General features: G+C 55.2%; 21 protein-coding genes. 18 read left to right on the forward strand and 3 right to left on the reverse strand.

All coding sequences use genetic code 11. The annotated features are described in order from the left end of the window. Positions 1-327: 327 nt before the first annotated feature. Positions 328-387, forward strand: a complete 60-nt coding sequence (ypfM, locus tag SK33_RS06715) for a protein YpfM (RefSeq protein WP_001386977.1) — start codon at positions 328-330, stop codon at positions 385-387. A gap of 74 nt (positions 388-461) precedes the next feature. Here ypfM and acrD read toward each other — a convergent pair whose 3' ends face one another. Together acrD and narQ are read right to left on the reverse strand one after the other, a co-directional pair. Continuing rightward, complete coding sequence (acrD, locus tag SK33_RS06720) at positions 462-3,575, reverse strand: multidrug efflux RND transporter permease AcrD (RefSeq protein ID WP_048218377.1); 3,114 nt, start codon at positions 3,573-3,575, stop codon at positions 462-464. Positions 3,576-3,759: 184 nt separating this feature from the next. Then, a complete protein-coding gene (narQ, locus tag SK33_RS06725) occupies positions 3,760-5,457 on the reverse strand; it encodes a nitrate/nitrite two-component system sensor histidine kinase NarQ (protein ID WP_003037982.1) in 1,698 nt (565 codons plus the stop codon). 260 nt (positions 5,458-5,717) lie between these two features. Here narQ and aegA point away from each other — a divergent pair, with 260 nt between their 5' ends. The 3 genes from aegA to SK33_RS06740 all read left to right on the forward strand — a co-directional run bounded on the left by aegA (position 5,718) and on the right by SK33_RS06740 (position 9,596). Then, on the forward strand, positions 5,718-7,697 hold the full coding sequence (gene aegA, locus SK33_RS06730) for a formate-dependent uric acid utilization protein AegA (protein ID WP_048218376.1): 1,980 nt from the start codon (positions 5,718-5,720) through the stop codon (positions 7,695-7,697). 156 nt (positions 7,698-7,853) lie between these two features. After that, the gene (gene nudK, locus SK33_RS06735; RefSeq protein WP_003838513.1) at positions 7,854-8,429 is read left to right on the forward strand and encodes a GDP-mannose pyrophosphatase NudK; all 576 of its coding nucleotides are present in this window, start codon (positions 7,854-7,856) and stop codon (positions 8,427-8,429) included. Between the two features lie 123 nt (positions 8,430-8,552). Then, entirely contained in the window at positions 8,553-9,596 is a 1,044-nt protein-coding gene (locus SK33_RS06740) for a DUF1176 domain-containing protein (protein WP_048218911.1), read from the forward strand. Here the strand turns inward: SK33_RS06740 and tkt are convergent. Further along, positions 9,586-11,580, reverse strand: a complete 1,995-nt coding sequence (gene tkt, locus SK33_RS06745) for a transketolase (RefSeq protein WP_032949754.1) — start codon at positions 11,578-11,580, stop codon at positions 9,586-9,588. The genes SK33_RS06740 and tkt overlap by 11 nt on opposite strands. 280 nt (positions 11,581-11,860) lie before the next feature. Between tkt and maeB the strand changes: the two genes are divergently transcribed. The 14 genes from maeB (at position 11,861) to eutB (ending at position 25,938) form a co-directional block, all read left to right on the forward strand. Continuing rightward, positions 11,861-14,140 carry an NADP-dependent oxaloacetate-decarboxylating malate dehydrogenase gene (gene maeB, locus SK33_RS06750; RefSeq protein WP_003838520.1) on the forward strand — a complete coding sequence of 760 codons (2,280 nt, stop codon included), beginning with the start codon at positions 11,861-11,863 and terminating at the stop codon, positions 14,138-14,140. Positions 14,141-14,300: 160 nt separating this feature from the next. Further along, on the forward strand, positions 14,301-14,636 hold the full coding sequence (gene eutS / locus SK33_RS06755; RefSeq protein WP_003037995.1) for an ethanolamine utilization microcompartment protein EutS: 336 nt from the start codon (positions 14,301-14,303) through the stop codon (positions 14,634-14,636). Positions 14,637-14,648: 12 nt separating this feature from the next. Next, the gene (gene eutP / locus SK33_RS06760) at positions 14,649-15,128 is read left to right on the forward strand and encodes an ethanolamine utilization acetate kinase EutP (protein ID WP_003037998.1); all 480 of its coding nucleotides are present in this window, start codon (positions 14,649-14,651) and stop codon (positions 15,126-15,128) included. Next, the gene (eutQ, locus tag SK33_RS06765) at positions 15,106-15,810 is read left to right on the forward strand and encodes an ethanolamine utilization acetate kinase EutQ (protein ID WP_003038001.1); all 705 of its coding nucleotides are present in this window, start codon (positions 15,106-15,108) and stop codon (positions 15,808-15,810) included. The genes eutP and eutQ overlap by 23 nt, the downstream gene beginning before the upstream one ends. Before the next feature lie 9 nt (positions 15,811-15,819). Next, on the forward strand, positions 15,820-16,623 hold the full coding sequence (gene eutT, locus SK33_RS06770; protein ID WP_003038004.1) for an ethanolamine utilization cob(I)yrinic acid a,c-diamide adenosyltransferase EutT: 804 nt from the start codon (positions 15,820-15,822) through the stop codon (positions 16,621-16,623). Beyond that, positions 16,620-17,636, forward strand: coding sequence for a phosphate acetyltransferase (pta, locus tag SK33_RS06775; RefSeq protein WP_048218375.1), 1,017 nt, complete (start codon positions 16,620-16,622; stop codon positions 17,634-17,636). The genes eutT and pta overlap by 4 nt, the downstream gene beginning before the upstream one ends. A gap of 37 nt (positions 17,637-17,673) precedes the next feature. Beyond that, positions 17,674-17,967 carry an ethanolamine utilization microcompartment protein EutM gene (eutM, locus tag SK33_RS06780; protein ID WP_003835054.1) on the forward strand — a complete coding sequence of 98 codons (294 nt, stop codon included), beginning with the start codon at positions 17,674-17,676 and terminating at the stop codon, positions 17,965-17,967. Positions 17,968-18,081: 114 nt separating this feature from the next. Next, a complete protein-coding gene (eutN, locus tag SK33_RS06785; protein WP_003038011.1) occupies positions 18,082-18,369 on the forward strand; it encodes an ethanolamine utilization microcompartment protein EutN in 288 nt (95 codons plus the stop codon). Between the two features lie 11 nt (positions 18,370-18,380). Next, positions 18,381-19,784, forward strand: coding sequence for an aldehyde dehydrogenase family protein (locus tag SK33_RS06790; RefSeq protein ID WP_048218373.1), 1,404 nt, complete (start codon positions 18,381-18,383; stop codon positions 19,782-19,784). Positions 19,785-19,796: 12 nt separating this feature from the next. Then, complete coding sequence (eutJ, locus tag SK33_RS06795) at positions 19,797-20,636, forward strand: ethanolamine utilization protein EutJ (protein WP_003838530.1); 840 nt, start codon at positions 19,797-19,799, stop codon at positions 20,634-20,636. Then, positions 20,626-21,813 carry an ethanolamine utilization ethanol dehydrogenase EutG gene (eutG, locus tag SK33_RS06800; protein WP_003038020.1) on the forward strand — a complete coding sequence of 396 codons (1,188 nt, stop codon included), beginning with the start codon at positions 20,626-20,628 and terminating at the stop codon, positions 21,811-21,813. Before eutJ ends, eutG begins: the two co-directional genes overlap by 11 nt. A 119-nt stretch (positions 21,814-21,932) precedes the next feature. Beyond that, positions 21,933-23,165 carry an ethanolamine utilization protein EutH gene (eutH, locus tag SK33_RS06805; protein WP_048210966.1) on the forward strand — a complete coding sequence of 411 codons (1,233 nt, stop codon included), beginning with the start codon at positions 21,933-21,935 and terminating at the stop codon, positions 23,163-23,165. Continuing rightward, positions 23,162-24,565: an ethanolamine ammonia-lyase reactivating factor EutA gene (gene eutA / locus SK33_RS06810; RefSeq protein ID WP_003038026.1), complete on the forward strand. Its 1,404-nt coding sequence runs from the start codon at positions 23,162-23,164 to the stop codon at positions 24,563-24,565. Before eutH ends, eutA begins: the two co-directional genes overlap by 4 nt. A gap of 11 nt (positions 24,566-24,576) precedes the next feature. Beyond that, positions 24,577-25,938 carry an ethanolamine ammonia-lyase subunit alpha gene (gene eutB, locus SK33_RS06815; protein WP_003038029.1) on the forward strand — a complete coding sequence of 454 codons (1,362 nt, stop codon included), beginning with the start codon at positions 24,577-24,579 and terminating at the stop codon, positions 25,936-25,938. The last annotated feature ends 6 nt before the right edge of the window (positions 25,939-25,944 follow it).

Raw genomic sequence — 25,944 nt, forward strand, 5'->3', positions numbered from 1 at the left:
ATATTGTCATTCAATCGTTATAGAAAAATATAACATTGTTGAACAACAGTGAATAATGATTCCTGAAAGCTCCAAAAATACCGTATAACTAAAAATCAGAATCTGCCTGTTTGCATCAGCCTGTTTTTCCATCAGAATTGCAAAAGTAGTAGATGATGTATGAATATTTCAAAATATTGCAGTAAGTCACATAAAATTTATGGGTATGGCGCATAGTGATCACATAAACCCCAAACACGGGAGGATGTAATCACAACCATCGGTTAAATGTTCTTCTTTTGATGATGATGATTTTGTAGAATGCTCATAATAATAAGAGAGGTTGTTATGATTGAACGTGAACTGGGGAACTGGAAAGACTTTATCGAAGTGATGCTTCGTAAATAATTTTCTGGAAGAAATTCATATCCTGTAAAGGATAAAAAAGGCGACTCAACGTAAGTCGCCTTTTTTGTGCCCGATTATTCCGGGCGCGGTTTCAACGGGAAGCGTCTGCGTACCAGCACAAAGAACAGGGGCACGAAGTAAATCGCCAGGATAGTGGCTGAAATCATTCCACCCATTACGCCTGTCCCCACCGCATGTTGACCGCCAGAACCTGCGCCACTGCTGATGGTCATCGGCAGAACCCCAAAGATAAACGCCAGCGAGGTCATCAGAATCGGACGCAAGCGCTGGCGACAGGCGTGGAGCGTGGCATCGAGCAGATCGTGTCCTTTCTCGTTCATCTCATTGGCGAATTCAACAATCAAGATTGCGTTCTTCGCCGATAGCCCGATAACGGTAAGTAACCCGACCTGGAAGTACACGTCGTTTTCCAGACCGCGCATCCAGGTCGCCAGCAGAGCACCAATGACCCCCAGCGGCACAACCAGCATGACGGAGAAGGGAACTGACCAGCTTTCATACAGGGCCGCCAGACACAGGAATACCACCAGCAGAGAAATGGCGTACAGGGCGGGGGCCTGAGAACCCGATAGCCGTTCCTGATAAGACATCGCAGTCCATTCGAGGCCGAATCCGGTCGGCAACTGGCGCACCAGCGATTCCATTATGTCCATCGCTGTACCGGTACTGACGCCGGGCGCGGCTTCTCCGACAATCTCGACCGCGGAGTAGCCGTTGTAGCGTTCCAGACGCGGTGAACCGGTTTCCCAGCGCGACGTGGCAAAGGCCGAGAAAGGCACCATGCCGCCGTTGTTATTACGGACGTACCACAAATTGATGTCGTCAGGGAGCATGCGATATTTTGCTGCCGCCTGCACGTAAACCTTCTTCACGCGACCGCGGTCCATAAAGTCATTGACGTAGCTGGAACCCCAGGCCGTTTGCAATGTATCGTTGATGTCGTCGATGGAAACGCCCAGTGCCTGGGCTTTGCGCTGATCGATATCAATTTGCAACTGCGGGCTGTCGTCCAGACCGTTATGACGAACGCGGGTCAGGGAAGAATCCTTCCCGGCCAGCTCAATCAGCTTGTCGCGCGCGGCCATTAACGCGTCATGCCCCGCACCAGCGTGATCCTGCAGCTCCATATCGAAACCGGCAGAGCTTCCGAGGCCACTGATAGCCGGAGGGCTACTGGCGAAGACGCGGGCTTCTTTAATCTTATTAAAGGCTTTGGTCGCACGTTCAATGATGGCGAAAGAGGTTCCGGTAGTGGTGTCGCGCTCATCCCAGTCTTTTAAACGGACAAACATACGCGCCACGTTTTGACCGTTCCCGCCAGGGCCTGAACCGACCGTGGAAAAGACCGACATAATGTTGTCTTTCTCATGGGTGAAGTAATACTTCTCTACTTCCTCAACCACTTTCAATGTTTGCTGCTGTGTGGAGCCGCTGGGCAGCTGTACCGAGGTGGTAAACATGCCGCGGTCTTCCAGCGGCAGGAAGGAGGTTGGCAGGCGCAGGAACAGGAAAACCATTCCGCCGAGCAGCAGGCCGTAGATCAGTATCCAGCGCAGGCTGCGGTGCAGGATCCTGGCAACGCCTTTTTCGTAGCGCTCGGCGTTGCGATTAAACATTCGGTTAAACCAGCCGAAGAAACCGGTTTGTCCGTGATGCTCGCCCTTATGCAGCGGTTTGAGCAGGGTGGCGCACAGAGCAGGAGTGAGGATCATCGCCACCAGAACAGACAGCACCATTGCGGAGACGATAGTAATCGAGAACTGGCGGTAAATAGCTCCGGTAGTGCCGCCGAAGAAGGCCATCGGGATAAACACCGCCGACAGCACCATGGCAATACCAACCAGCGCGCCCTGGATTTGCCCCATCGATTTCCGTGTCGCTTCCCGCGGTGTGAGCCCTTCCTCACTCATAATACGCTCGACGTTTTCCACTACCACAATGGCATCATCGACCAGCAGGCCGATCGCCAGCACCATCGCAAACATCGTCAAGGTGTTAACGCTATAGCCAAAGGCGTAAAGCACGGAGAAGGTACCCATCAGGACGACGGGAACGGCGATGGTGGGAATCAGCGTGGCGCGGAAGTTTTGCAGGAACAGGTACATCACGAGGAATACCAGCGCGATCGCTTCCAGCAGGGTTTTTACCACGTCGATGATTGAGGCTTTGACAAAGGAGGTAGTTTCATATGCCACCTTATATTCCAGCCCATGCGGAAAATATTGCGACAGCTCGTTCAGACGGTTAATGACCAGTTCCGCCGTCGCCATTTCATTGGCGCCTGAAGCCAGCTTCACGCCCAGACCGGAGGCAGGATTTCCATTAAAGCGGCTGAGGTAATCATACTTTTCAGCACCCATTTCGACCGTCGCCACATCGCCCAGTTTAACTTCTGAGCCATCCTGGTTGACACGTAGAGTAATGGCGCGGAATTCCTCCGGAGTCTGCAGTAGCGACTGGGCGTTGATCGTCGCGTTCAGCGCCTGCTTGTCCACCGAAGGCGTACCGCCAAGTTGTCCGACCGCAATCTGCGCATTCTGTGACTCGATAGCGTCGGTCACATCTTTAGCGGTCATCTGGAAACTGTTCAGTTTGGCTGGGTCAAGCCAGATACGCATGGAGTACTGTGAGCCGTAAGCGTCAATATCCCCCACGCCGTTAATACGGCTGAGCGGATCCTGAATGTTACTGGCGACATAGTCGGCGATGTCCTGCTTATCCATTGAGCCATCGGTGGAGACAAAGGCGATTGTCAGAATATTGGTGTCCCCGGTCTTACGCACCGTGACCCCCTGATCCTGTACCGCCTGCGGCAGTTTACGCATTGCCGATTGCAGCTGGTTTTGCACCTGCTGGACGGCCTCATCAGGATCGGTTCCGGCGACAAAGCTCAGCGTAACTGACGCCTGGCCTGTCCCGCTGCTCTGCGACGACATGTACATCAGGTTATCGAGGCCGGTCATGTTCTGCTCGATCACCTGGGTGACGGTGTTTTCCAGAGTCTGAGCCGAGGCGCCAGGATAGTTGGCGGTGACCCGTACATTTGGCGGCGCCAGATCGGGATATTGCTCAACGGGCAGTGAAAAAATAGCCAGGGCTCCTGTCAGGCACAACAGGATAGCTAACACCCAGGCAAAAATGGGGCGATCGATGAAAAAATTCGCCATTAAAAGAGGACCTCGTGTTTCTGCGTATCGTTATGGGTATGGCTTGCTTCACTTTAGCGGCAAGGTACGGGTCAAACGTGGAGAAAAAAAGAAGATAATGTAAATTATCATGCCCGTTTACAGCATACCTTTCGTGCCAACGCCGTCAGGCCAGGATCCAGACCCGACGGCGCTTTGCGGTTCTTTACGTTAGATCACTGTCTGATTCAGCCGAACGGAAACTGATGCTTACCAACGTTCCTCCTCCGGAAGGTTGAGAGAAGGTCAACGTGCCGCTTAGTCTTTCCGCCCGCTCACGCATAATATTTAGTCCATAGTGCCCTGTAGGCTCATGCGGCTCGCCAATGCCGATGCCGTTATCGCGGATATAAACCGTGTGGTTGCCGTCCGGAGCCGTTACGCAACTGACGGCAATTTCGCTCGCACTGGCATGCTTAATGGCGTTCAGCACCGCTTCGCGGATGATCTGCAACAGGTGCACTTGCATTTGCGCATCCAACGCCAGCGTGGGTAACCGACAGTCGAGTGTGAGTTTAGCTGAGGTTTGATTTTGCAGCGTTTCCAGCATTTCATGCAGGGCGGAGGGTAAGTCTGCCTGTTGTAAGGTCAGACGGAAGGTGGTGAGCAGTTCGCGTAACTGACGGTAGGCATCGTTCAGCGCCTGGGAGAAATCCGCCATGATGCTTTGCGCTGGGGCGTTATCTTCCGGAATTGAACGCTTCAGCAGCGTCAACTGAATGCGTAAATAAGAGAGCACCTGTGCCAGCGAGTCGTGCAGTTCGCGTGCAATCGTCGCTCGCTCCTCCATTAACAACAGTTGCTGAAAATGTTTTTGTGCCTGGTTGAAGTACAACCCGCGTCCCAGCATTGAGGAAACGCTGTTAAGCAGCGGAGTAGAAGCATTGACGTTTGGACTTTGCCAGTGCAGTTCGCCGTAGACGGTTTCCTGCATAGTGACCGGCAGGATCTGCATCGGCAGCTCCAGGCTTTTAGTCCCTTCGCTAATCCGCCAGTTATCACCGACGGTGAGCTCAAGGAAATACGCGGCGTCATGTTCGCGGACGATCTGTAAAATATGGCGGAAGCAGTGCACGTCAATCTGGCTGGTATTTAACGCCTGGGAGCACTGATACAACACCTCCAGACGGCGATTGGCTTCATGGAGATCGTGAGTTTTCTCGGCAACAGACGCTTCCAGCGAGCGATACAGCTTGTGTAATTCACTCGACATCTGGCTAAACGTTTTGCCCAGCAACCCCAGTTCATTGGGCAAACCGGTATCCAGCGGTGGGATATTAAACTGACCGTGTTCAATTTGCTGACTGGCCATCACCAGTTTATTCAGCGGACGCACTACCTGCTGGCGAATGCGCCGCAGGGTAAAGAAGACGAGGGTGAATATGCCGATCCCGCCTGCCAGCGAGATGCCAAATACCAGCATGACTTTACGCTCGGCATAATGTTGCAACGCCAGCACGAAGAGATCGATTTGATCGACGTAGTTGTTGATATTGGCCTGGTACCATTTTAAATCGCCGTCGATCAGGCGGGCATTCATTTCCAGCCAGTTAGCATGCAGACGTCCATAGCGGCTTTTTACCGCTTGTGGCACATACCACGCATTCAGATTCTGTAATGCCGGTGCGTTTAGCGCCTGCTGGAAAAGCTGGCGGTGGGCGTTAAGCTGCGGGCTCTGGCTTTGCAGATCGTAACCCAGACGGTAGCTTTGCATGCGCAATGAGCCAGCAACGTTGATGGCTTCGGCATCTCGCAAGCTGCTGGTCAGCGTGAGCAGCGCAATACCTGTTGAGAGAATTGACAGCAGCACTATGTAGAAAAAAGCTTTAGCCAGACTGGCCGAGACCGGACGCTTTACCGTCACTTGTGCATCCTCACACAATACACGTCGCGCCTGAAAACAGCGTGAACGATGCGGTGTATTTGATAAAGGTTAATAAAACGCCATGAAACTGGATGGTAACTGAAACACAATTTCATATGCGATGAAATAAATTGATCTGCCACAGGTTCTGCATAAATAGTTGTGCTTCCTGGGCAAATGAACATTGCCGCTTCCTTCCGTGTCGGTTAATAACACTCTTATAAAGAATAAGGTTTTTGCAACCAAAAAAGAAGGAAGCCATGAATCGTTTTATTATGGTCAATAGCCAGCAGTGCCTGGGATGCCATGCCTGTGAGGTCGCCTGCGTCATGGCTCACAATGGCGAACAGCATGTCCTGAGCCAACGGCATTTTCAGCCCCGAATTACCGTCATTAAACATCAGCAGCAGCGCAGCGCGGTGACCTGTCACCACTGCGAAGATGCACCCTGCGCCAGAAGTTGCCCAAATGGGGCAATTAGCCATGATAACGACAGCGTTCAGGTGAACCCGCAAAAGTGCATTGGCTGTAAATCGTGCGTCGTTGCCTGTCCTTTCGGCACGATGCAGATCGTACTCACTCCTGTCGCCAAAGGGAAGGTGAAAGCCACCGCGCACAAATGCGATCTGTGCCAGGGGCGTGAACAGGGGCCCGCCTGCGTAGAGAACTGCCCGGCGCAGGCGGTACAGTTGGTGACGGAAAATTCGCTTACCGGTCTGTCAAAAGCGCGTAGGCTGCGTACCGCAAGTCTGGAAAGCCAGCCATGGCACGCCAGCACTACCGATTTTGTTCCACATGTCATCACCAAACGTGAGCAAATGCAGGCGACGCCTGCGCGTGGTGAACCGGATAAACTGGCGATTGATGCCCGGAAAACCAGCTTTGAAGAGATCTATCTGCCGTTTCGTACGGCGCAGGCGGAGCGGGAAGCCTCTCGCTGCCTGAAATGCGGCGACCACAGTATTTGCGAATGGACCTGTCCGTTGCATAACCACATTCCGCAGTGGATTGAGCTGGTCAAAGCCGGAAACATCGATGCCGCGGTTGAGCTTTCACATCAAACCAACTGCTTGCCGGAGGTGACCGGGCGTGTATGCCCGCAGGATCGACTCTGCGAAGGGGCATGCACGGTGCGTAGTGAGCATGGCGCAGTCACCATCGGTAATATTGAGCGTTACATCTCCGATCGGGCGCTGAGTAAAGGATGGCGGCCGGACTTAAGCCATGTGCAGAAAGTGGACAAGCGTGTTGCCATTATTGGCGCGGGTCCGGCGGGTCTGGCCTGCGCGGATGTGCTGGCGCGTAGCGGTATCAGTGCCACCGTGTACGATCGCCATCCTGAAATTGGCGGTTTGTTGACGTTCGGTATTCCGGCCTTCAAGCTGGACAAATCGCTGCTGACGCGTCGCCGTGAAATCTTCAGCGCTATGGGGATTCATTTCGAACTTAACTGTGAAGTGGGTAAGGACGTCGCACTTGAAAAGTTGCTGGAGGATTACGATGCCGTGTTCGTGGGGGTGGGAACCTATCGTTCCATGAAGGCGGACCTGCCAAATGAAGACGCGCCAGGCGTATATGATGCGCTGCCGTTCCTGATTGCCAATACCAAGCAGGTGATGGGGCTGGATGAGTTGCCTGAAGAACCGTTTATCGATACCGCTGGACTGAACGTGGTGGTTCTGGGCGGAGGCGATACGGCCATGGACTGTGTACGTACCGCGCTGCGCCACGGTGCAAGCCAGGTGACCTGCGCCTATCGTCGTGATGAAGCCAACATGCCGGGTTCGAAAAAAGAGGTGAAGAACGCCCGGGAAGAGGGGGCAAACTTCGAGTTTAACGTCCAGCCGGTTGAGCTGGTGTTGCATGCCGATGGGCGAGTCAGCGGCGTGCGTTTCTTACGTACCCAACTTGGCGAACCTGATGCGCAGGGGCGTCGTCGCCCGGTTCCCATCGCCGGGAGTGAGTTTGTGATGCCCGCAGATGCGGTGATCATGGCGTTTGGTTTTCACCCACACGGCATGCCGTGGCTGGAGTCGCATGGCGTTAAGGTCGATAACTGGGGGCGCATTGCCGCCGATGTTGAAAGCGCATACCGTTACCAAACCAGTAACCCGAAAATCTTTGCCGGTGGCGACGCGGTACGCGGTGCGGATCTGGTGGTGACGGCCATGGCGGAGGGGCGGCACGCCGCCCAGGGGATCGTCGACTGGCTGGGCGTAAAATCAGTCAAATCTCACTAATCGGCGTCCAGGCCGGATAAAACGCGTTAGCGTTGTCATCCGGCAATGTGCCGCATGAATGCCTGATGGCGCTTTGCTTATCAGGCCTACATTGTTCCAAGACAAACCCGGTTTCACGGCGTAGTATTATTTCTCACTTCTTGCTGTGGAGCCGGTATGTCGCAAAAAATTACCCTCATCAAAGATAAAGTCCTCTCCGATAACTACTTCATCCTGCGCAATATCACTTATGACCTGACCCGTAGCACTGGGGAGGTGATTCGTCATAAACGCGAGGTTTACGATCGCGGTAACGGTGCCACAATCCTGCTGTATAACCCGGAGAAGAAAACGGTGGTCTTAATTCGCCAGTTCCGCGTCGCCACCTGGGTCAACGGTAATGAAGATGGTCAACTGATTGAAACCTGCGCTGGGCTGTTGGATAACGACGAACCGGAAGCGTGCATTCGCAAAGAGGCCATTGAAGAGACCGGATTTGAAGTGGGCGAAGTGCGCAAACTGTTTGAGTTATACATGTCGCCGGGCGGCGTGACGGAAATAATCCACTTCTTCATTGCACAATACAGTGACAGCCAGCGAGCAAACGCTGGTGGCGGTGTGGAAGATGAAGATATTGAAGTTCTGGAACTGCCGTTCACCCAGGCGCTGGAAATGATCAAAACGGGTGAGATCCGTGACGGTAAAACGGTGCTATTGTTGAACTATTTGCAGTCGTCGCATCTCATGGACTAATGCGCGGGATTTATATTTCTTTACAAATTTACGGCCAATCCGACAATTCTTATTGAGCCACATCAGTCGCGCAAGGAAGATACCGCTTAGGCTGTGTGTTTTGACTTCGGGGTTGTACCGTCCATGCGCTATCGCGTTATTCTCCTTTTCCTGCTCGGGTTGCTACCAGCCCGATTGCTCTGGGCTGCGCCCGCGCAACAGGCGTTTTCTGACTGGCAGGTGACGTGTAATAACCAAAATTTTTGCGTGGCGCGCAATACCGGAGAGCACCACGGCCTGGTCATGACCTTGAGCCGCAGCGCCGGGGCACATACTGACGCCGTGTTGCGTATTGAGCTGGGCGGGCTGGAATCGTCCAACGTCAAAGAGAGCGATATTGCGCCGCGTCTATTGTTGGATGGTGCGCCGCTCTCGCTGAGCGGCGAGCACTGGCGTATTACCCCATGGCAACTGATGACCGATGATCCGGCCACCATTAGCGCATTTTTACAAACCGTACAGGACGCGAAGGCGATTACCCTGCAAAAAGGTGCGCAAAATCTTTCGCTGCTCGGGCTAAAAGCCGCATTGTTGTTTATCGATGCCCAGCAAAAACGGGTTGGCAGCGAAACCGCATGGATCGAAAAAGGTGACGAGCCTCCGCTCAGTGTACCTCCTGCTCCCGCGCTGAAAGGCGTAGCGGTCATTAACCCAACACCAACGCCTCTCACACAGCAAGAGCGCAGTGAACTGCTGGACTATGGTAACTGGCGAATCAACGGTATTCGTTGCTCTATCGATCCGCTGCGTCGCGAGATGCGCGTCACGGCCCTAACGGATGATAAAGCGCTGCTGATGATTGGCTGTGAGGCCGGAGCGTATAACACTATCGATCTGGCGTGGGTGGTTTCACGTACAACCCCGCTGACTTCACGCGCGGTACGGTTAAGCCTGCCTTTTAAAACGGATGCGGAAAGTCGCGATATGGAGCTGACCAACGCTACGTTTGACGAGAAGTCGCGGGAGTTGGTAACCCTCGCCAAAGGACGAGGGATGGCAGATTGCGGGATCCAGACCCGCTGGCGCTACGATGGTCAGCGTTTTCGTCTGGTGCGTTATGCCCAGGAGCCAAGCTGCGATAACTGGCATGGGCCAGACGCCTGGCCCACGCTGTGGATCACGCGTTAAGCACCTTGTGTGCTTTCTCCACGATGTTGTCCACCGTAAAGCCGAAGAACGGGAACAGCTTGTCTGCTGGCGCCGACTCCCCATAGCCCGTCATCCCAACAATCGCCCCTTTCAGCCCAACATATTTGTACCAGTAGTCGGCAATACCGGCTTCTACCGCCACGCGCGCGCTGACGTTTGCCGGCAGGACCGACTCCCGGTACGTCTCATCCTGGGCGTCGAAGATATCGGTTGAAGGCAGAGAAACTACCCGCACGTTACGGCCTTCGCCGGTCAGTTTTTCCGCCGCCAGCAGCGTGATTTCCATTTCTGAACCGGTAGCAATCAGGATAACATCCGGCTTACCGCCGCCGTCCTTCAGCACATAGCCGCCGCGGGCAATTTGCTGCACTTGCTCAGGCGTGCGCTCAACCTGCGCCAGATTCTGCCGCGAGAGGATCAGCGCCGTTGGCCCGTCATGGCGTTCGACCGCCAGCTTCCAGCCTACTGCCGCCTCAACCTGATCGCATGGTCGCCAGGTACTGAAATTAGGCGTCAGGCGTAGACTGGCGAGTTGTTCGACGGCCTGGTGCGTGGGACCATCTTCCCCTAGGCCAATCGAGTCGTGGGTATAAACCATGATTTGTCGGGCTTTCATCAGCGCCGCCATGCGCGCGGCATTGCGGGCATATTCGACAAACATCAGGAACGTGGCAGTGTAAGGTACGAAGCCCCCGTGGTGCGCGATACCATTGGCAATGGCGGTCATGCCAAATTCCCGCACGCCGTAGTGGATGTAGTTTCCTGCATGATCCTCTTTAAGAGAGGAGGAGCCTTTCCAGATGGTCAGGTTGCTGGGTGCCAGATCCGCCGAGCCGCCGAGAAGTTCTGGCAGTATCGGCCCATAGGCATTCAGGATATTTTGCGAAGCTTTACGGGTGGCTATTTTGGCTGGGTTGGCTTGCAGGTCGGTAATATATTTCTGGGTTGTTGCTTCCCACTCCTTAGGCAGTCCGCCGCTCATCCGGCGAGTAAACTCTGCCGCCAGTTCCGGGTAGGCTTGTTCGTAAGCTGCGAATTTCTCCTTCCAGCTCTGTTGCGCTTTTTCGCCTTTCTCGCGTGCGTCCCACGCCCGGTAAATCTCTTTGGGGATTTCAAAAGCAGGATGATGCCACCCCAGTTTCTGCCGGGTCAGCGCCACCTCTTCTTCGCCCAACGCAGCGCCGTGCGCTTCCTCTTTCCCGGCTTTATTCGGTGAGCCAAAACCAATCACCGTGCGGCAGATAATCAGCGACGGTTTATCGGTAACAGCCTGCGCTTCCTGAATGGCTTTTTTCACCGCCTCAGGGTCATGACCGTCAATATCGTGCACTACATGCCAGTGGTAAGCCTCAAAGCGTTTTGCAGTATCGTCGGTAAACCAGCCGTCGGTTTCGCCATCAATTGAGATGCCGTTGTGATCGTAGAAGCCGATGAGTTTGCCAAGCCCCAGCGTGCCCGCCAGCGAACAAGCCTCGTGTGAAATACCCTCCATCAGACAGCCGTCGCCCATAAAGACCCAGGTAAAGTGGTTAACAATCTCATGGTCCGGCTGGTTAAACTGCGCTGCCAGCGTGCGCTCGGCAATGGCCATGCCGACGGCGTTGGCTAAACCCTGGCCCAGCGGTCCGGTGGTGGTTTCCACGCCCGGCGTGTAGCCAATTTCCGGGTGACCTGGCGTCTTTGAATGGAGCTGACGGAAGTTCTTTAATTCTTCGATCGGCAGGTCGTAACCGGAAAGATGCAATAGGCTGTAAAGCAGCATTGAGGCGTGACCGTTGGACAGAATAAACCGGTCACGATCGTACCAGGTGGGATCGGTCGGGTTATGGCGTAGAAAATCGTTCCACAGCACTTCGGCGATATCGGCCATCCCCATTGGTGCTCCTGGGTGGCCGGAGTTAGCTTTTTGGACGGCATCCATACTCAGCGCACGAATGGCATTGGCAAGCTCTTTACGGGTCATAGGAAATACTCCTTGAAAAGTAAAGTGTTAGATGCGTGTTGTGATTCACACTTTTGGGAAAATTGCGGGCGTTGTCAGCAAAAAGCATAGCAGACAAGCATGGTATTGCTGGATTAAGCAGGTAACATGGCTGTTATAAATTGATAACAAATTCTTTCTTTGAATGGTGAGAGTTTGGGGACCTTCAAAGTTTGTGCCGTTGACTGAGGTGATAATGTGCGGCTCAGTAGAATGGTTACCCGCGCCACTTTTTTGATAGATACGTGAAAGGAACAACAAGATGGATGACCAGTTAAAACAAAGCGCCCTCGATTTCCACGAATTTCCGGTACCCGGTAAAATCCAGGTTTCTCCGACCAAGCCTCTGGCAACGCAGCGCGACCTGGCGCTGGCCTACTCGCCGGGCGTGGCTGCACCGTGTCTTGAAATTGAAAAGGACCCGCTGGCAGCCTACAAATACACCGCGCGCGGCAACCTGGTTGCGGTTATTTCCAACGGTACGGCGGTGCTGGGCCTGGGCAATATTGGCGCACTGGCCGGCAAACCGGTGATGGAAGGTAAAGGCGTTCTGTTTAAGAAATTCGCCGGGATCGACGTGTTCGACATTGAAGTCGATGAACTCGATCCGGATAAATTTATCAATGTGGTTGCGGCCCTGGAACCCACGTTTGGCGGTATCAACCTCGAAGATATCAAAGCGCCGGAGTGTTTCTACATTGAGCAAAAGCTGCGCGAACGCATGAATATTCCGGTCTTCCACGATGACCAGCACGGTACGGCAATCATCAGTACTGCCGCAATTCTGAACGGTCTGCGGGTGGTTGAGAAAAATATCTCCGACGTGCGCATGGTGGTGTCTGGCGCAGGCGCAGCGGCGATTGCCTGTATGAACCTGCTGGTAGCGCTGGGTATGCAGAAACACAATATTGTGGTCTGTGACTCCAAAGGCGTGATTTACAAAGACCGCGAACCGAACATGGCGGAAACCAAAGCGGCTTATGCGGTGGTGGATGACGGTAAGCGTACGCTGGATGATGTCATTGACGGCGCAGATATTTTCCTCGGTTGCTCCGGTCCGAAAGTGCTGACGCAGGAAATGGTTAAGAAGATGGCGCGTGCGCCAATGATTCTGGCACTCGCTAACCCGGAACCGGAAATCCTGCCGCCGTTGGCAAAAGAGGTGCGTTCCGATGCAATCATTTGTACTGGCCGTTCAGACTACCCGAACCAGGTTAATAACGTCCTGTGCTTCCCGTTCATCTTCCGCGGTGCGCTGGATGTCGGTGCAACGGCCATCAACGAAGAGATGAAACTGGCGGCGGTGCACGCCATTGCTGAGCTGGCGCATGCCGAGCAGAGTGAAGTGGTGGCCTCTGCTTATGGCGATCAGGACCTGAGCTTCGGCCCGGAATACATCATTCCGAAACCGTTCGACCCGCGTCTGATCGTCAAAATCGCCCCTGCTGTGGCGAAAGCAGCGATGGACTCTGGTGTGGCCACGCGTCCGATTGCCGACTTTGACGCTTACATCGATAAGCTGACTGAATTCGTCTACAAAACCAACCTGTTCATGAAGCCAATTTTCTCCCTGGCACGCAAAGCGCCGAAGCGTGTGGTGCTGACGGAAGGGGAAGAAGCGCGTGTACTGCATGCTACTCAGGAGCTGATTACTTTAGGACTGGCAAAACCAATCCTGATCGGTCGTCCGAGCGTTATTGAAATGCGTATCCAGAAACTGGGGCTGCAGATCAAAGCGGGCGTCGATTTTGAGATCGTCAACAACGAATCCGATCCACGCTTTAAAGAGTACTGGAGCGAGTACTACCAGATTATGAAGCGCCGTGGGATCACCCAGGAGCAGGCGCAGCGTGCGGTGATTGCCAACACTACGGTGATCGGTGCAATCATGGTGCAGCGTGGCGAAGCGGATGCGATGATCTGCGGTACGATTGGTGACTACCATGAGCACTTCAGCGTGGTGAAAGAGGTGTTTGGTCATCGTGACGGCGTGCATACTGCTGGGGCGATGAACGCCTTGCTGCTGCCAAGTGGTAACACTTTTATCGCCGATACTTACGTCAACGACGATCCTACGCCTGAGCAACTGGCGGAAATCGCTGTGATGGCGGCAGAGACTGTGCGTCGCTTTGGTATTGAACCGAAGGTGGCGTTGCTGTCGCACTCCAACTTTGGTTCCTCTGACTGCCCGTCGGCCAGCAAAATGCGCGAAGCGCTGGAGCTGATTAAGGCGCGCGCGCCAGAGTTGATGATTGACGGCGAAATGCACGGCGACGCCGCGCTGGTGGAAAGTATCCGTAATGACCGCATGCCGGACAGTCCGCTGAAAGGCTCAGCGAATATTCTGGTGATGCCGAATATGGAAGCGGCCCGTATTAGTTACAACTTACTACGCGTTTCCAGTTCTGAAGGCGTAACGGTTGGCCCGGTGCTGATGGGGGTTGCGAAACCTGTTCATGTATTAACGCCGATCGCCTCTGTTCGTCGTATCGTTAATATGGTGGCGCTGGCGGTTGTAGAAGCCCAAACGCAGCCGCTGTAATTTCACTTTAATTAATTTCCGGCGCGGGTTTCTCTCGCGCCTTTTTATTTTCCCTTTCTTAGTGATCTACTTCACCTTTTAAACCTGGTTGCCGAATTTTGTTATTTACTCTGACAAAAAATTGCTACGATAAGGGCAGTTTTAGCGGAGGCGGTGAGCAATGGAAAAAGAACGCATTATTCAGGAATTTGTGCCGGGGAAACAGGTCACGCTGGCGCATCTCATTGCGCACCCCGGCGAGGAATTAGCGAAAAAGATCGGCGTTCCCGAAGCGGGCGCTATCGGCATCATGACGCTGACGCCAGGCGAAACCGCGATGATTGCCGGTGACTTAGCCATGAAGGCGGCGGATGTACATATCGGTTTTCTCGATAGATTCAGCGGCGCACTGGTGATCTACGGCTCGGTAGGCGCAGTAGAAGAAGCGTTATTACAGACGGTAAGCGGTCTGGGTCGATTATTAAATTTCACTTTGTGCAACCTGACAAAAAGTTAATCAGAGGCGGCGATGAAACGTATTGCGTTTGTCGGTACGGTGGGGGCGGGGAAAACAACGCTCTTTAATGCGCTACAGGGGAATTATTCCCTCGCCAGAAAAACACAGGCCGTGGAGTTTAATGAAAATGGCGATATCGATACGCCAGGGGAATATTTTAGCCATCCGCGCTGGTATCACGCCTTAATTACCACGCTGCAGGATGTTGATACGTTGATTTATATACACGCGGCAAATGATAAAGAAAGTCGCTTACCTGCCGGGCTGTTGGATATCGGTGCCAGTAAACGACAAATCGCCGTTATCAGTAAAACGGACATGCCGGATGCCGACGTCGCCGCAACGCGACAACTACTTCGCGGGATGGGGTTTCAGGAGCCGATTTTTGAGCTCAATAGCCATGACCCGCGCAGTGTGCAGCACCTGGTGGATTATCTGACTGAGCTCAGCCAAAAGGAGGAAAGGGCAGGTGAAAAAACTCATCACAGCTAACGATATTCGTGCGGCCCACGCACGCGGCGAACAGGAAATGTCGGTTGTTCTGCGCGCCAGCATCATCACCCCGGAGGCGCGCGAAGTTGCGGAGCTGCTGGGCGTTACCATCAGTGAATGCGATGAATCCGCGCCAGGCGCCGTCGCTGCTGCTCCGGCTGCGGTGATTGATGGCAAAACGGAAAGCCAGCGTATTCGCGAAACCATCATTGCGCAGTTACCGGAAGGGCAGTTTACCGAAAGCCTGGTCGCGCAGCTGATGGACAAAGTCATGAAGGAAAAGCAGTCGCTGGAGCAGGGCGGAATGCAGCCGAGCTTTAACTCGGTGACCGGCAAAGGCGGTGTGAAAGTCATCGACGGCAGCAGCGTGAAGTTTGGTCGTTTTGACGGCGCGCAGCCGCACTGCGTGGGCTTAACCGATCTGGTGACCGACCAGGACGGTAGCAGCATGGCCGCCGGGTTTATGCAGTGGGATAACGCCTTTTTCCCATGGACGCTGAACTACGACGAAATCGACATGATTCTGGAAGGAGAGCTGCATGTTCGCCACGAAGGCGAAACCATGATTGCAAAAGCCGGGGACGTGATGTTTATCCCGAAAGGCTCCAGCATCGAATTTGGTACGCCATCGACGGTGAAGTTTCTGTATGTGGCCTGGCCTGCGAACTGGCAGTCCTGCTAAGGCGGATGTATGAAGGATTTCATTACCGAAGCATGGCTCAGAGCGAATCATACGCTCAGCGAAGGGGCTGAAATTCATCTCCCCGCTGACGCTCGCCTGACGCCGTCTGCCCGGGAATTACTGGAAAGCCGACATCTGCGCATTAAGTTTATTGACGAGCAGGGCAGCCTGTTTATTGATGACGAAGAACAGCAGCCGCAGCCGGTTCATGGATTAACCAGCAGTGATACGCATCCACAGGCCAGCTGCGAACTGTGCCATCAACCGGTGGCGAAGAAACCGGACACCCTGACGCATCTGACGGCGGACAAGATGGTCGCCAAAAGTGACCCTCGGCTGGGATTTCGCGCCGCGCTGGACAGCACCATCGCCCTGGCCGTGTGGTTGCAGATTGAGATGGCAGAACCATGGCAGCCGTGGCTGGCGGATATCCGCTCGCGCCTGGGCAATATTATGCGCGCAGACGCCATGGATGAGCCGCTGGCAGCACAAGCTGTCGTGGGTTTAAGTGACGAAGATTTACACCGTCTTTCGCATCAACCGCTGCGCTATCTGGACCACGACCATCTGGTGCCTGAAGCCAGCCATGGACGTGATTGCGCGTTACTTAATCTGCTGCGTACCAAAGTCCGTGAAACGGAGACGGTGGCGGCCCAGGTATTCATCACTCGCAGTTTTGAGGTTATGCGACCGGACATTATGCAGGCGCTCAACCGCCTTTCCAGTACGGTCTACGTGATGATGATTCTGAGTGTTGCGAAGCATCCGCTGACGGTTAGTCAAATTCAACAGAGACTGGGGGAGAAGCAATGATCATTGAACGTGCTCGTCAACTCGCCCAACGCTCACCTGCACGAGTAGTGTTCCCGGATGCGCTGGATGTCCGGGTGCTGAAGGCGGCCAATTACCTGCATCAGCACGGTCTGGCACGCCCCATTCTCGTCGCCAGCCCGTTTGCGCTACGCCAGTTTGCGCTCAGCCATCGCGTAGCCATGGACGGTATTCAGGTTATTGATCCACAAAGCAATGTACAGATGCGTGAAGAGTTTGCCCTGCGTTGGCGGGCAACGGCGGGCGAAAAAACGCCGCCGGATGCGCGGGAGAAGCTCAACGATCCGCTGATGTTCGCCGCCGCGATGGTCAGTGCCGGTACAGCCGATGTGTGTATTGCGGGCAACCTGTCATCAACGGCAAACGTGCTGCGTGCAGGGTTGCGCATTATTGGATTACAGCCTGGTTGCAAAACGCTGTCGTCAATTTTCCTGATGCTGCCGCAGTATCTCGGGCCGTCATTAGGATTTGCAGACTGTAGCGTTGTGCCGCAGCCCACCGCTGCACAGCTGGCGGATATCGCCATCGCCAGCGCTGAAACCTGGAAGGCGATCACAGGTGAAGAGCCGCGCGTGGCCATGCTGTCGTTTTCAAGTAATGGCAGTGCTCGCCATCCTAACGTCGCTAACGTGCAGCAGGCGACCGAGATCGTTCGTGAGCGTGCCCCGCAGCTTACCGTGGACGGTGAACTGCAATTTGATGCCGCCTTTGTTCCGGATGTCGCTGCGCAAAAAGCGCCCGCCAGTCCGTTAAAGGGCAATGCCAATGTGATGGTCTTCCCATCGCTGGAGGCAGGCAATATTGGCTACAAAATCGCTCAGCGTCTGGGAGGATATCGCGCAGTAGGGCCATTGATTCAGGGGCTTGCCGCACCGCTTCATGATCTCTCTCGTGGCTGTAGCGTACAGGAAATTATCGAACTGGCGTTGGTGGCAGCAGTGCCGCGCCAGACTGACATGAGTCGTGAAAACGCCTCGCACACACTGGTTGTATAAGGTCCCGTTCAGGACCCCTTAATGAGAGGAAAACACAATGGAAGCATTAGGAATGATTGAAACCCGGGGCCTGGTTGCACTGATTGAGGCTTCTGACGCAATGGTTAAAGCGGCACGCGTGAAACTGGTTGGCGTGAAGCAGATCGGTGGCGGTCTGGTCACTGCCATGGTCCGTGGCGACGTAGCGGCATGTAAAGCTGCAACGGACGCAGGTGCTGCGGCAGCACAGCGTATTGGCGAGCTGGTTTCAGTGCACGTGATCCCGCGTCCGCACGGCGATCTGGAAGAAGTGTTCCCGATCAGCTTTAAAGGCGACAGCAACGACATGTAAGTCGTCCATGTGACGCCACAGACTTCATTGCTGGCGTCACCCTCTCTCCTTTTCACATTACCTTCTGCGGAGGGTAGGGGGAGGTTTTACCTGAAATATGCCACGGAGGCGCGTATGAAACTGGCAATCGTTACAGGACAAATTGTTTGTACCGTACGCCATCAGGGGCTCGCGCACGACAAGTTGCTGATGGTGGAAATGATTGACGCCCAGGGAAATCCCGACGGGCAATGTGCTGTTGCTATCGACAGCATCGGGGCGGGAACCGGAGAGTGGGTGCTGCTGGTCAGCGGAAGCTCCGCCCGTCAGGCGCACCGGAATGAATCATCGCCTGTCGATCTGTGCGTGATTGGCATTGTCGATGAAGTGGTGGCAGGTGGTCAGGTGATCTTCCATAAATAAGGCAGAAAATCATGAATCAACAGGATATTGAACAGGTCGTGAAAGCGGTACTGCTGAAAATGAAAGACAGCAGCCAACCCGTCAGTGCCGTTCAAGAAATGGGCGTTTTTGCCTCCCTGGATGACGCAGTGGCGGCAGCAAAACTGGCCCAGCAGGGGCTGAAAAGCGTCGCCATGCGCCAACTGGCTATCACGGCGCTACGTGAGGCGGGCGAAAAGCACGCCAGAGAATTAGCGGAACTTGCCGTCACTGAAACCGGCATGGGACGCGTCGAAGATAAATTTGCCAAAAACGTGGCGCAGGCGCGCGGCACGCCGGGTGTGGAATGCTTGTCTCCACAGGTTCTGACCGGCGATAACGGTCTGACGCTGATTGAAAACGCGCCGTGGGGCGTGGTGGCCTCGGTAACCCCATCCACCAACCCGGCCGCGACCGTCATTAACAACGCCATCAGCCTGATTGCCGCTGGTAACAGCGTGGTTTTCGCACCGCATCCGGCGGCGAAAAAAGTCTCTCAGCGCGCTATCACTCTGCTTAACCAGGCGGTAGTTGCCGCAGGCGGTCCGGCAAACCTGTTGGTGACAGTTGCCAACCCAGATATCGAGACTGCCCAACGTCTGTTCAAGTACCCAGGTATCGGCCTGCTGGTGGTGACCGGTGGTGAAGCCGTAGTAGATGCCGCGCGTAAGCACACCAACAAACGTTTGATTGCCGCTGGCGCAGGTAATCCGCCGGTGGTGGTTGATGAAACGGCTGACCTGGCACGCGCGGCGCAGTCGGTAGTCAAAGGCGCATCGTTTGACAACAACATCATCTGCGCTGACGAAAAAGTGCTGATCGTGGTCGATAGCGTTGCTGATGAACTGATGCGTCTGATGGAAAGCCAGCATGCGGTGAAACTCACCACGGCCCAGGCCGAACAGCTGCAGCCGGTGCTGCTGAAAAATATCGATGAGCGCGGTAAAGGCACGGTCAGTCGTGACTGGGTTGGTCGTGACGCAGGCAAAATCGCTGCGGCGATTGGTCTGAACGTACCGGAGCAAACCCGTCTGTTATTCGTCGAAACCTCCGCGACGCATCCGTTTGCCGTCATCGAACTGATGATGCCGGTTCTACCGGTCGTGCGGGTTGCTAACGTCGATGAAGCCATTGAACTGGCGGTCAAGCTTGAAGGCGGTTGCCACCATACGGCGGCGATGCACTCACGCAATATCGACAACATGAACCGTATGGCAAACGCCATTGATACCAGCATCTTCGTTAAGAACGGACCGTGCATTGCCGGTCTTGGACTGGGCGGTGAAGGCTGGACCACGATGACCATTACCACACCAACCGGGGAAGGGGTGACCAGTGCGCGTACGTTTGTGCGTCTGCGTCGCTGTGTGTTGGTAGACGCCTTCAGAATTGTATAAGGAGTAAATGAGATGGCGCACGACGAACAACGTTGGTTGACACCCAGACTGCTAAAAGCGGCAACGCTATGTAACCAGACGCCCACTAAGAGCGATTCACCGCTGTGGTTGGGCATTGATTTGGGAACGTGTGATGTGGTGTCGATGGTTGTGGACAGTGACGGACAGCCGGTCGCGGTTTGCCTGGACTGGGCCGATGTCGTGCGCGATGGCATCGTCTGGGATTTCTTTGGTGCGGTGACCATCGTTCGTCGCCATCTCGATACGCTCGAACAACAGTTGGGTTGCCGCTTTACCCATGCGGCAACCTCATTTCCACCGGGAACTGACCCTCGCATCTCTATTAACGTGCTGGAGTCTGCCGGGCTTGAAGTGAGCCATGTGCTCGACGAACCGACAGCGGTGGCGGATCTGTTGCAGCTCGATAACGCCGGCGTGGTGGATATTGGTGGTGGCACTACCGGGATTGCGATCGTTAAACAAGGCAAGGTGACCTACTCCGCTGATGAAGCAACCGGTGGGCATCATATCTCTCTGACGCTGGCCGGGAACCGTCGTATCCAGTTAGAAGAAGCCGAGCAGTACAAGCGTAGCAATGGCAAAGAAATCTGGCCGGTGGTGAAGCCTGTCTACGAAAAAATGGCGGAAATCGTGGCTCATCATATTGCGGGGCAGGGCGTTACCGATTTATGGCTGGCCGGTGGTTCCTGCATGCAGCCGGGCGTTGATGAGCTGTTCCGTAAGCGTTTTCCGGAACTGCAGGTGCATTTACCCCAGCACAGCCTGTTTATGACCCCGCTGGCGATTGCCAACAGCGGAAAAGAAAAAGCGGAAGGAATCTATGCAAGCTGAATTGCAGACCGCGCTCTTTCAGGCATTCGATACCCTGAATCTGCAACGCGTAAAAACGTTTAGCGTTCCACCGGTCACCCTTTGTGGGCTGGGAGCGCTCAGTACCTGCGGACAGGAAGCACAAACGCGCGGATTGACGCATATGTTCGTCATGGTGGACAGCTTCCTGCATCAGGCGGGGATGACCGCCGCACTGGAGCGCAGTCTGGCGATGAAAGGCGTGGCGATGACGCTGTGGCCATGTCCGGTGGGCGAACCGTGCATTACGGACGTCTGCGCGGCGGTCGCGCAATTGCGTGAATCGAAGTGCGATGGCGTTGTGGCCTTCGGCGGTGGCTCCGTACTCGATGCCGCCAAGGCAGTGGCGTTGCTGGTGACCAACCCCACTCAGACGCTGGCAGACATGGACGAGCGCAGCGCGTTACGCCCACGTTTGCCGCTGATTGCCGTACCGACTACCGCCGGAACGGGCTCAGAAACCACCAACGTCACGGTAATAATCGACGCCGCGACTGGACTCAAAAAAGTGCTGGCCCACGCAACCCTGATGCCGGATGTGGCGATCCTGGACGCTGCATTGACGGAAGGCGTGCCTGCACATGTAACGGCAATGACCGGGATTGATGCACTGACGCACGCCGTTGAAGCGTATAGCGCGCTGAACGCGACGCCGTTTACCGACAGTCTGGCGATTGGCGCGATTGCGATGATAGGTAAATCGCTGCCGAAGGCCGTCGGCTACGGTCAGGATCTGGCGGCGCGCGAAAGCATGCTGCTGGCTTCCTGTATGGCCGGGATGGCGTTTTCCAGCGCAGGGCTGGGCCTGTGCCATGCGATGGCGCACCAGCCGGGAGCGACGTTGCATATCCCACACGGACAGGCTAACGCCATGCTGCTTCCTACGGTAATGGGGTTCAACCGCATGGTGTGTCGTGAGCGCTTCAGCCATATCGGACGCGCGTTAACCAACAAGAAATCGGACGATCGTGATGCTATCAACGCGGTCAGCGAGTTGATTAGCGAAGTGGGCCAGACCAAACGACTCTCAGACGTTGGAGCAAAACCCGAGCATTACAGCGCATGGGCACACGCCGCGCTGGAGGATATTTGTATTCGCAGTAACCCACGCACCGCCACGCAGGAACAGATTATCGACCTGTACGCGGCTGCCGGGTAATGCCTGTAGGCCGGATAAGGTGCTTGCACCGCCATCCGGCAATAACACGGCGTTAATGCCGGAGGCGACGTAAACGTCTTATCCGGCCTACAAATCACAAATGACAGGGAGTAGGGGCTATGGGAATTAACGAAATCATCATGTACATCATGATGTTCTTTATGCTGATTGCCGCCGTGGACAGGATCCTGTCGCAGTTCGGCGGTTCGGCGCGCTTCCTCGGTAGGTTCGGTAAGAGCATTGAGGGGTCGGGCGGTCAGTTTGAAGAAGGCTTTATGGCAATGGGCGCGCTGGGCCTGGCGATGGTCGGTATGACCGCGCTGGCGCCGGTACTGGCGCATGTGCTCGGGCCGGTAATTATTCCGCTGTACGAAATGCTGGGCGCGAACCCGTCGATGTTTGCCGGAACGCTGCTGGCGTGCGATATGGGCGGCTTCTTCCTGGCGAAAGAGCTGGCGGGCGGCGATGTGGCGGCGTGGTTGTACTCTGGCCTGATTCTCGGCGCGATGATGGGGCCGACGCTGGTGTTCTCCATTCCGGTTGCGCTGGGAATTATTGAACCGTCTGACCGTCGTTATCTGGCGCTGGGCGTGCTGGCCGGTATTGTCACCATTCCGATTGGCTGTATTGCGGGTGGTCTGGTCGCGATGTACTCCGGCGTGGAAATCAACGGTCAGCCGGTGGAGTTCACCTTTGCGTTGATCCTGATGAACATGATCCCGGTGCTGATCGTAGCCGTGCTGGTGGCGCTGGGACTGAAATTCATCCCGGAAAAAATGATCAACGGCTTCCAGATCTTCGCCAAGTTCCTGGTAGCGCTGATCACCCTCGGTCTGGCTGCGGCAGTCATCAAGTTCCTGCTCGGCTGGGAGCTGATCCCAGGTCTTGATCCTATTTTCATGGCGCCAGGCGACAAGCCGGGTGAAGTGATGCGCGCCATCGAAGTTATCGGTTCTATCTCCTGTGTGCTGCTGGGTGCCTACCCGATGGTGCTGCTGCTGACCCGCTGGTTTGAAAAACCGCTGATGAGCGTCGGCAACCTGTTAAAAGTCAATAACATTGCGGCTGCGGGTATGGTGGCAACGCTTGCCAATAACATCCCAATGTTCGGCATGATGAAAAACATGGATACCCGCGGCAAAGTGATCAACTGCGCCTTTGCGGTTTCCGCGGCCTTCGCTCTGGGTGACCACTTAGGTTTCGCCGCTGCCAACATGAACGCCATGATCTTCCCGATGATTGTCGGCAAGCTGATCGGCGGCGTGACGGCGATTGGTGTGGCTATGCTGTTAGTACCGAAAGACGAAGATGTTCCGGCACCAGCAGAAACCAATCCGGAGGCGCAATCGTGAATACTCGCCAGCTACTCAGCGTCGGTATCGATATCGGCACCACCACCACTCAGGTGATCTTCTCACGCCTTGAGCTGGTCAACCGTGCGGCAGTGTCGCAGGTGCCGCGCTACGAATTCATCAAACGCGAAATTAGCTGGCAAAGCCCGGTGTTCTTTACCCCCGTTGATAAGCAGGGCGGGTTGAAAGAGGCCGAACTGAAAGCACTGATCCTCGCCCAGTATCAGGCGGCGGGCATTGCGCCGGAAACGGTTGATTCCGGCGCGATCATCATTACCGGGGAAAGTGCCAAAACGCGCAACGCGCGCCCGGCGGTGATGGCGCTCTCCCAGTCGCTGGGGGATTTCGTGGTTGCCAGCGCCGGTCCGCATCTGGAATCGGTGATTGCTGGTCACGGTGCGGGGGCACAAACCCTGTCCGAGCAGAAGTTGTGCCGCGTACTGAATATCGACATCGGCGGCGGTACGTCGAACTATGTTCTGTTCGATGCCGGAAAAGTCAGCGGATCGGCCTGTCTGAACGTCGGCGGACGGCTACTGGAAACGGACGGTCAGGGGCGCGTGGTGCATGCGCATCAGCCGGGACAAATGATTGTGGATGACGTATTTGGTCCAGGCACTGATGCCCGAACCCTCAATGCGGCGCAGCTTGTTCAGGTGGCTAGACGGATGGCGGCGCTGATTGTGGAGGTGATTGACGGCACGTTATCACCGCTGGCACAGGCGCTGATGCAAACCGCTCTGTTACCGGCGGGCGTGAAGCCGGAAGTGATTACGTTGTCCGGCGGGGTGGGCGAGTGCTACCGCAACCAACCTGCCGATCCGTTCTGTTTTTCCGACATTGGGCCGCTGTTAGCGACGGCGCTGCATGAACATCCGCGCCTGCGTGAGATGAACGTGCAGTTCCCTGCGCAAACCGTGCGCGCCACAGTGATTGGCGCCGGTGCGCATACGCTGTCGCTTTCGGGCAGCACTATCTGGCTGGAAGGTGTGGCGCTTCCGCTGCGCAATCTGCCGGTGGCGATTCCGGTTGATGAGGCTGATCTGGTGGCCGCCTGGCAACAGGCACTAATGCAGCTCGATCTGGACCCGCAAACGGACGCCTACGTGCTGGCGCTGCCCGCTTCTCTGCCGGTGCGCTACGCCGCGCTGTTAACGGTGATTGATGCGTTGCTGGCCTTTGTCGCGCGCTATCCGAATCCGCATCCCCTGCTGGTGGTAGCCGAGCAGGATTTTGGTAAAGCCCTGGGCATGCTGTTACGCCCACAGTTACAGCAACACCCGCTGGCGGTCATCGATGAGGTGGTTGTCCGGGCGGGGGACTATATCGACATTGGTACGCCTCTTTTTGGCGGATCGGTTGTGCCGGTGACGGTGAAATCACTCGCATTTCCTTCCTGAGGGAACGACTTATGAAACTAAAGACCACATTGTTCGGCAATGTTTATCAGTTTAAGGATGTTAAAGAGGTGCTGGCAAAAGCCAACGAACTGCGTTCGGGGGATGTGCTGGCAGGTGTCGCTGCAACCAGTTCGCAAGAGCGCGTGGCGGCTAAGCAGGTATTGTCGGAAATGACGGTAGCGGATATCCGTAATAACCCGGTGATTTCCTATGAAGAGGACTGCGTGACGCGTCTTATTCAGGATGACGTCAACGAAACGGCCTATAACCGCATCAAAAACTGGAGTATCAGCGAGCTGCGCGAGTACGTGCTGAGCGATGAAACCTCTGTTGATGACATTGCGTTTACGCGTAAAGGGTTAACGTCGGAAGTGGTCGCTGCGGTAGCAAAAATCTGCTCTAACGCGGACCTGATCTACGGCGGTAAGAAAATGCCGGTGATCAAAAAGGCTAACACCACCATCGGTCTGCCGGGCACCTTTAGCTGCCGTTTGCAGCCGAACGATACCCGTGACGATGTGCAGAGTATTGCGGCGCAAATCTATGAAGGACTGTCTTTCGGTGCGGGCGATGCGGTGATCGGTGTCAACCCGGTCACAGATGACGTGGAAAACTTAAGCCGCGTGCTCGATACCGTGTATGGCGTTATCGACAAGTTCAATATTCCGACCCAGGGCTGCGTACTGGCGCATGTCACCACCCAGATTGAAGCGATTCGTCGCGGTGCGCCGGGCGGGCTGATTTTCCAGAGTATCTGCGGTAGCGAAAAAGGCTTAAAAGAGTTTGGCGTTGAGCTGGCCATGCTGGATGAAGCGCGTGCAGTGGGCGCTGAGTTCAACCGTATCGCCGGGGAAAACTGCCTGTACTTTGAAACCGGGCAAGGTTCTGCGCTCTCCGCTGGCGCTAACTTTGGTGCCGATCAGGTGACGATGGAAGCGCGTAACTACGGGCTGGCGCGTCACTACGATCCGTTCCTGGTGAACACCGTGGTGGGCTTTATCGGGCCGGAATATCTCTACAACGACCGTCAGATTATTCGCGCGGGCTTAGAAGATCACTTCATGGGCAAGCTGAGCGGCATCTCAATGGGCTGCGACTGCTGTTACACCAACCATGCTGATGCTGACCAGAACCTCAACGAAAACCTGATGATTCTGCTCGCCACCGCTGGCTGCAACTACATCATGGGCATGCCGCTCGGTGACGATATCATGCTCAACTACCAGACCACCGCCTTCCACGACACCGCGACCGTGCGCCAGTTGCTGAACCTGCGCCCGTCGCCGGAGTTTGAACGCTGGCTGGAAACCATGGGCATTATGGCAAACGGTCGCCTGACCAAACGGGCGGGCGATCCGTCACTGTTCTTCTGATGACGC

Source organism: Citrobacter sp. MGH103, assembly GCF_001034475.2.
Taxonomy (GTDB): domain Bacteria; phylum Pseudomonadota; class Gammaproteobacteria; order Enterobacterales; family Enterobacteriaceae; genus Citrobacter; species Citrobacter freundii.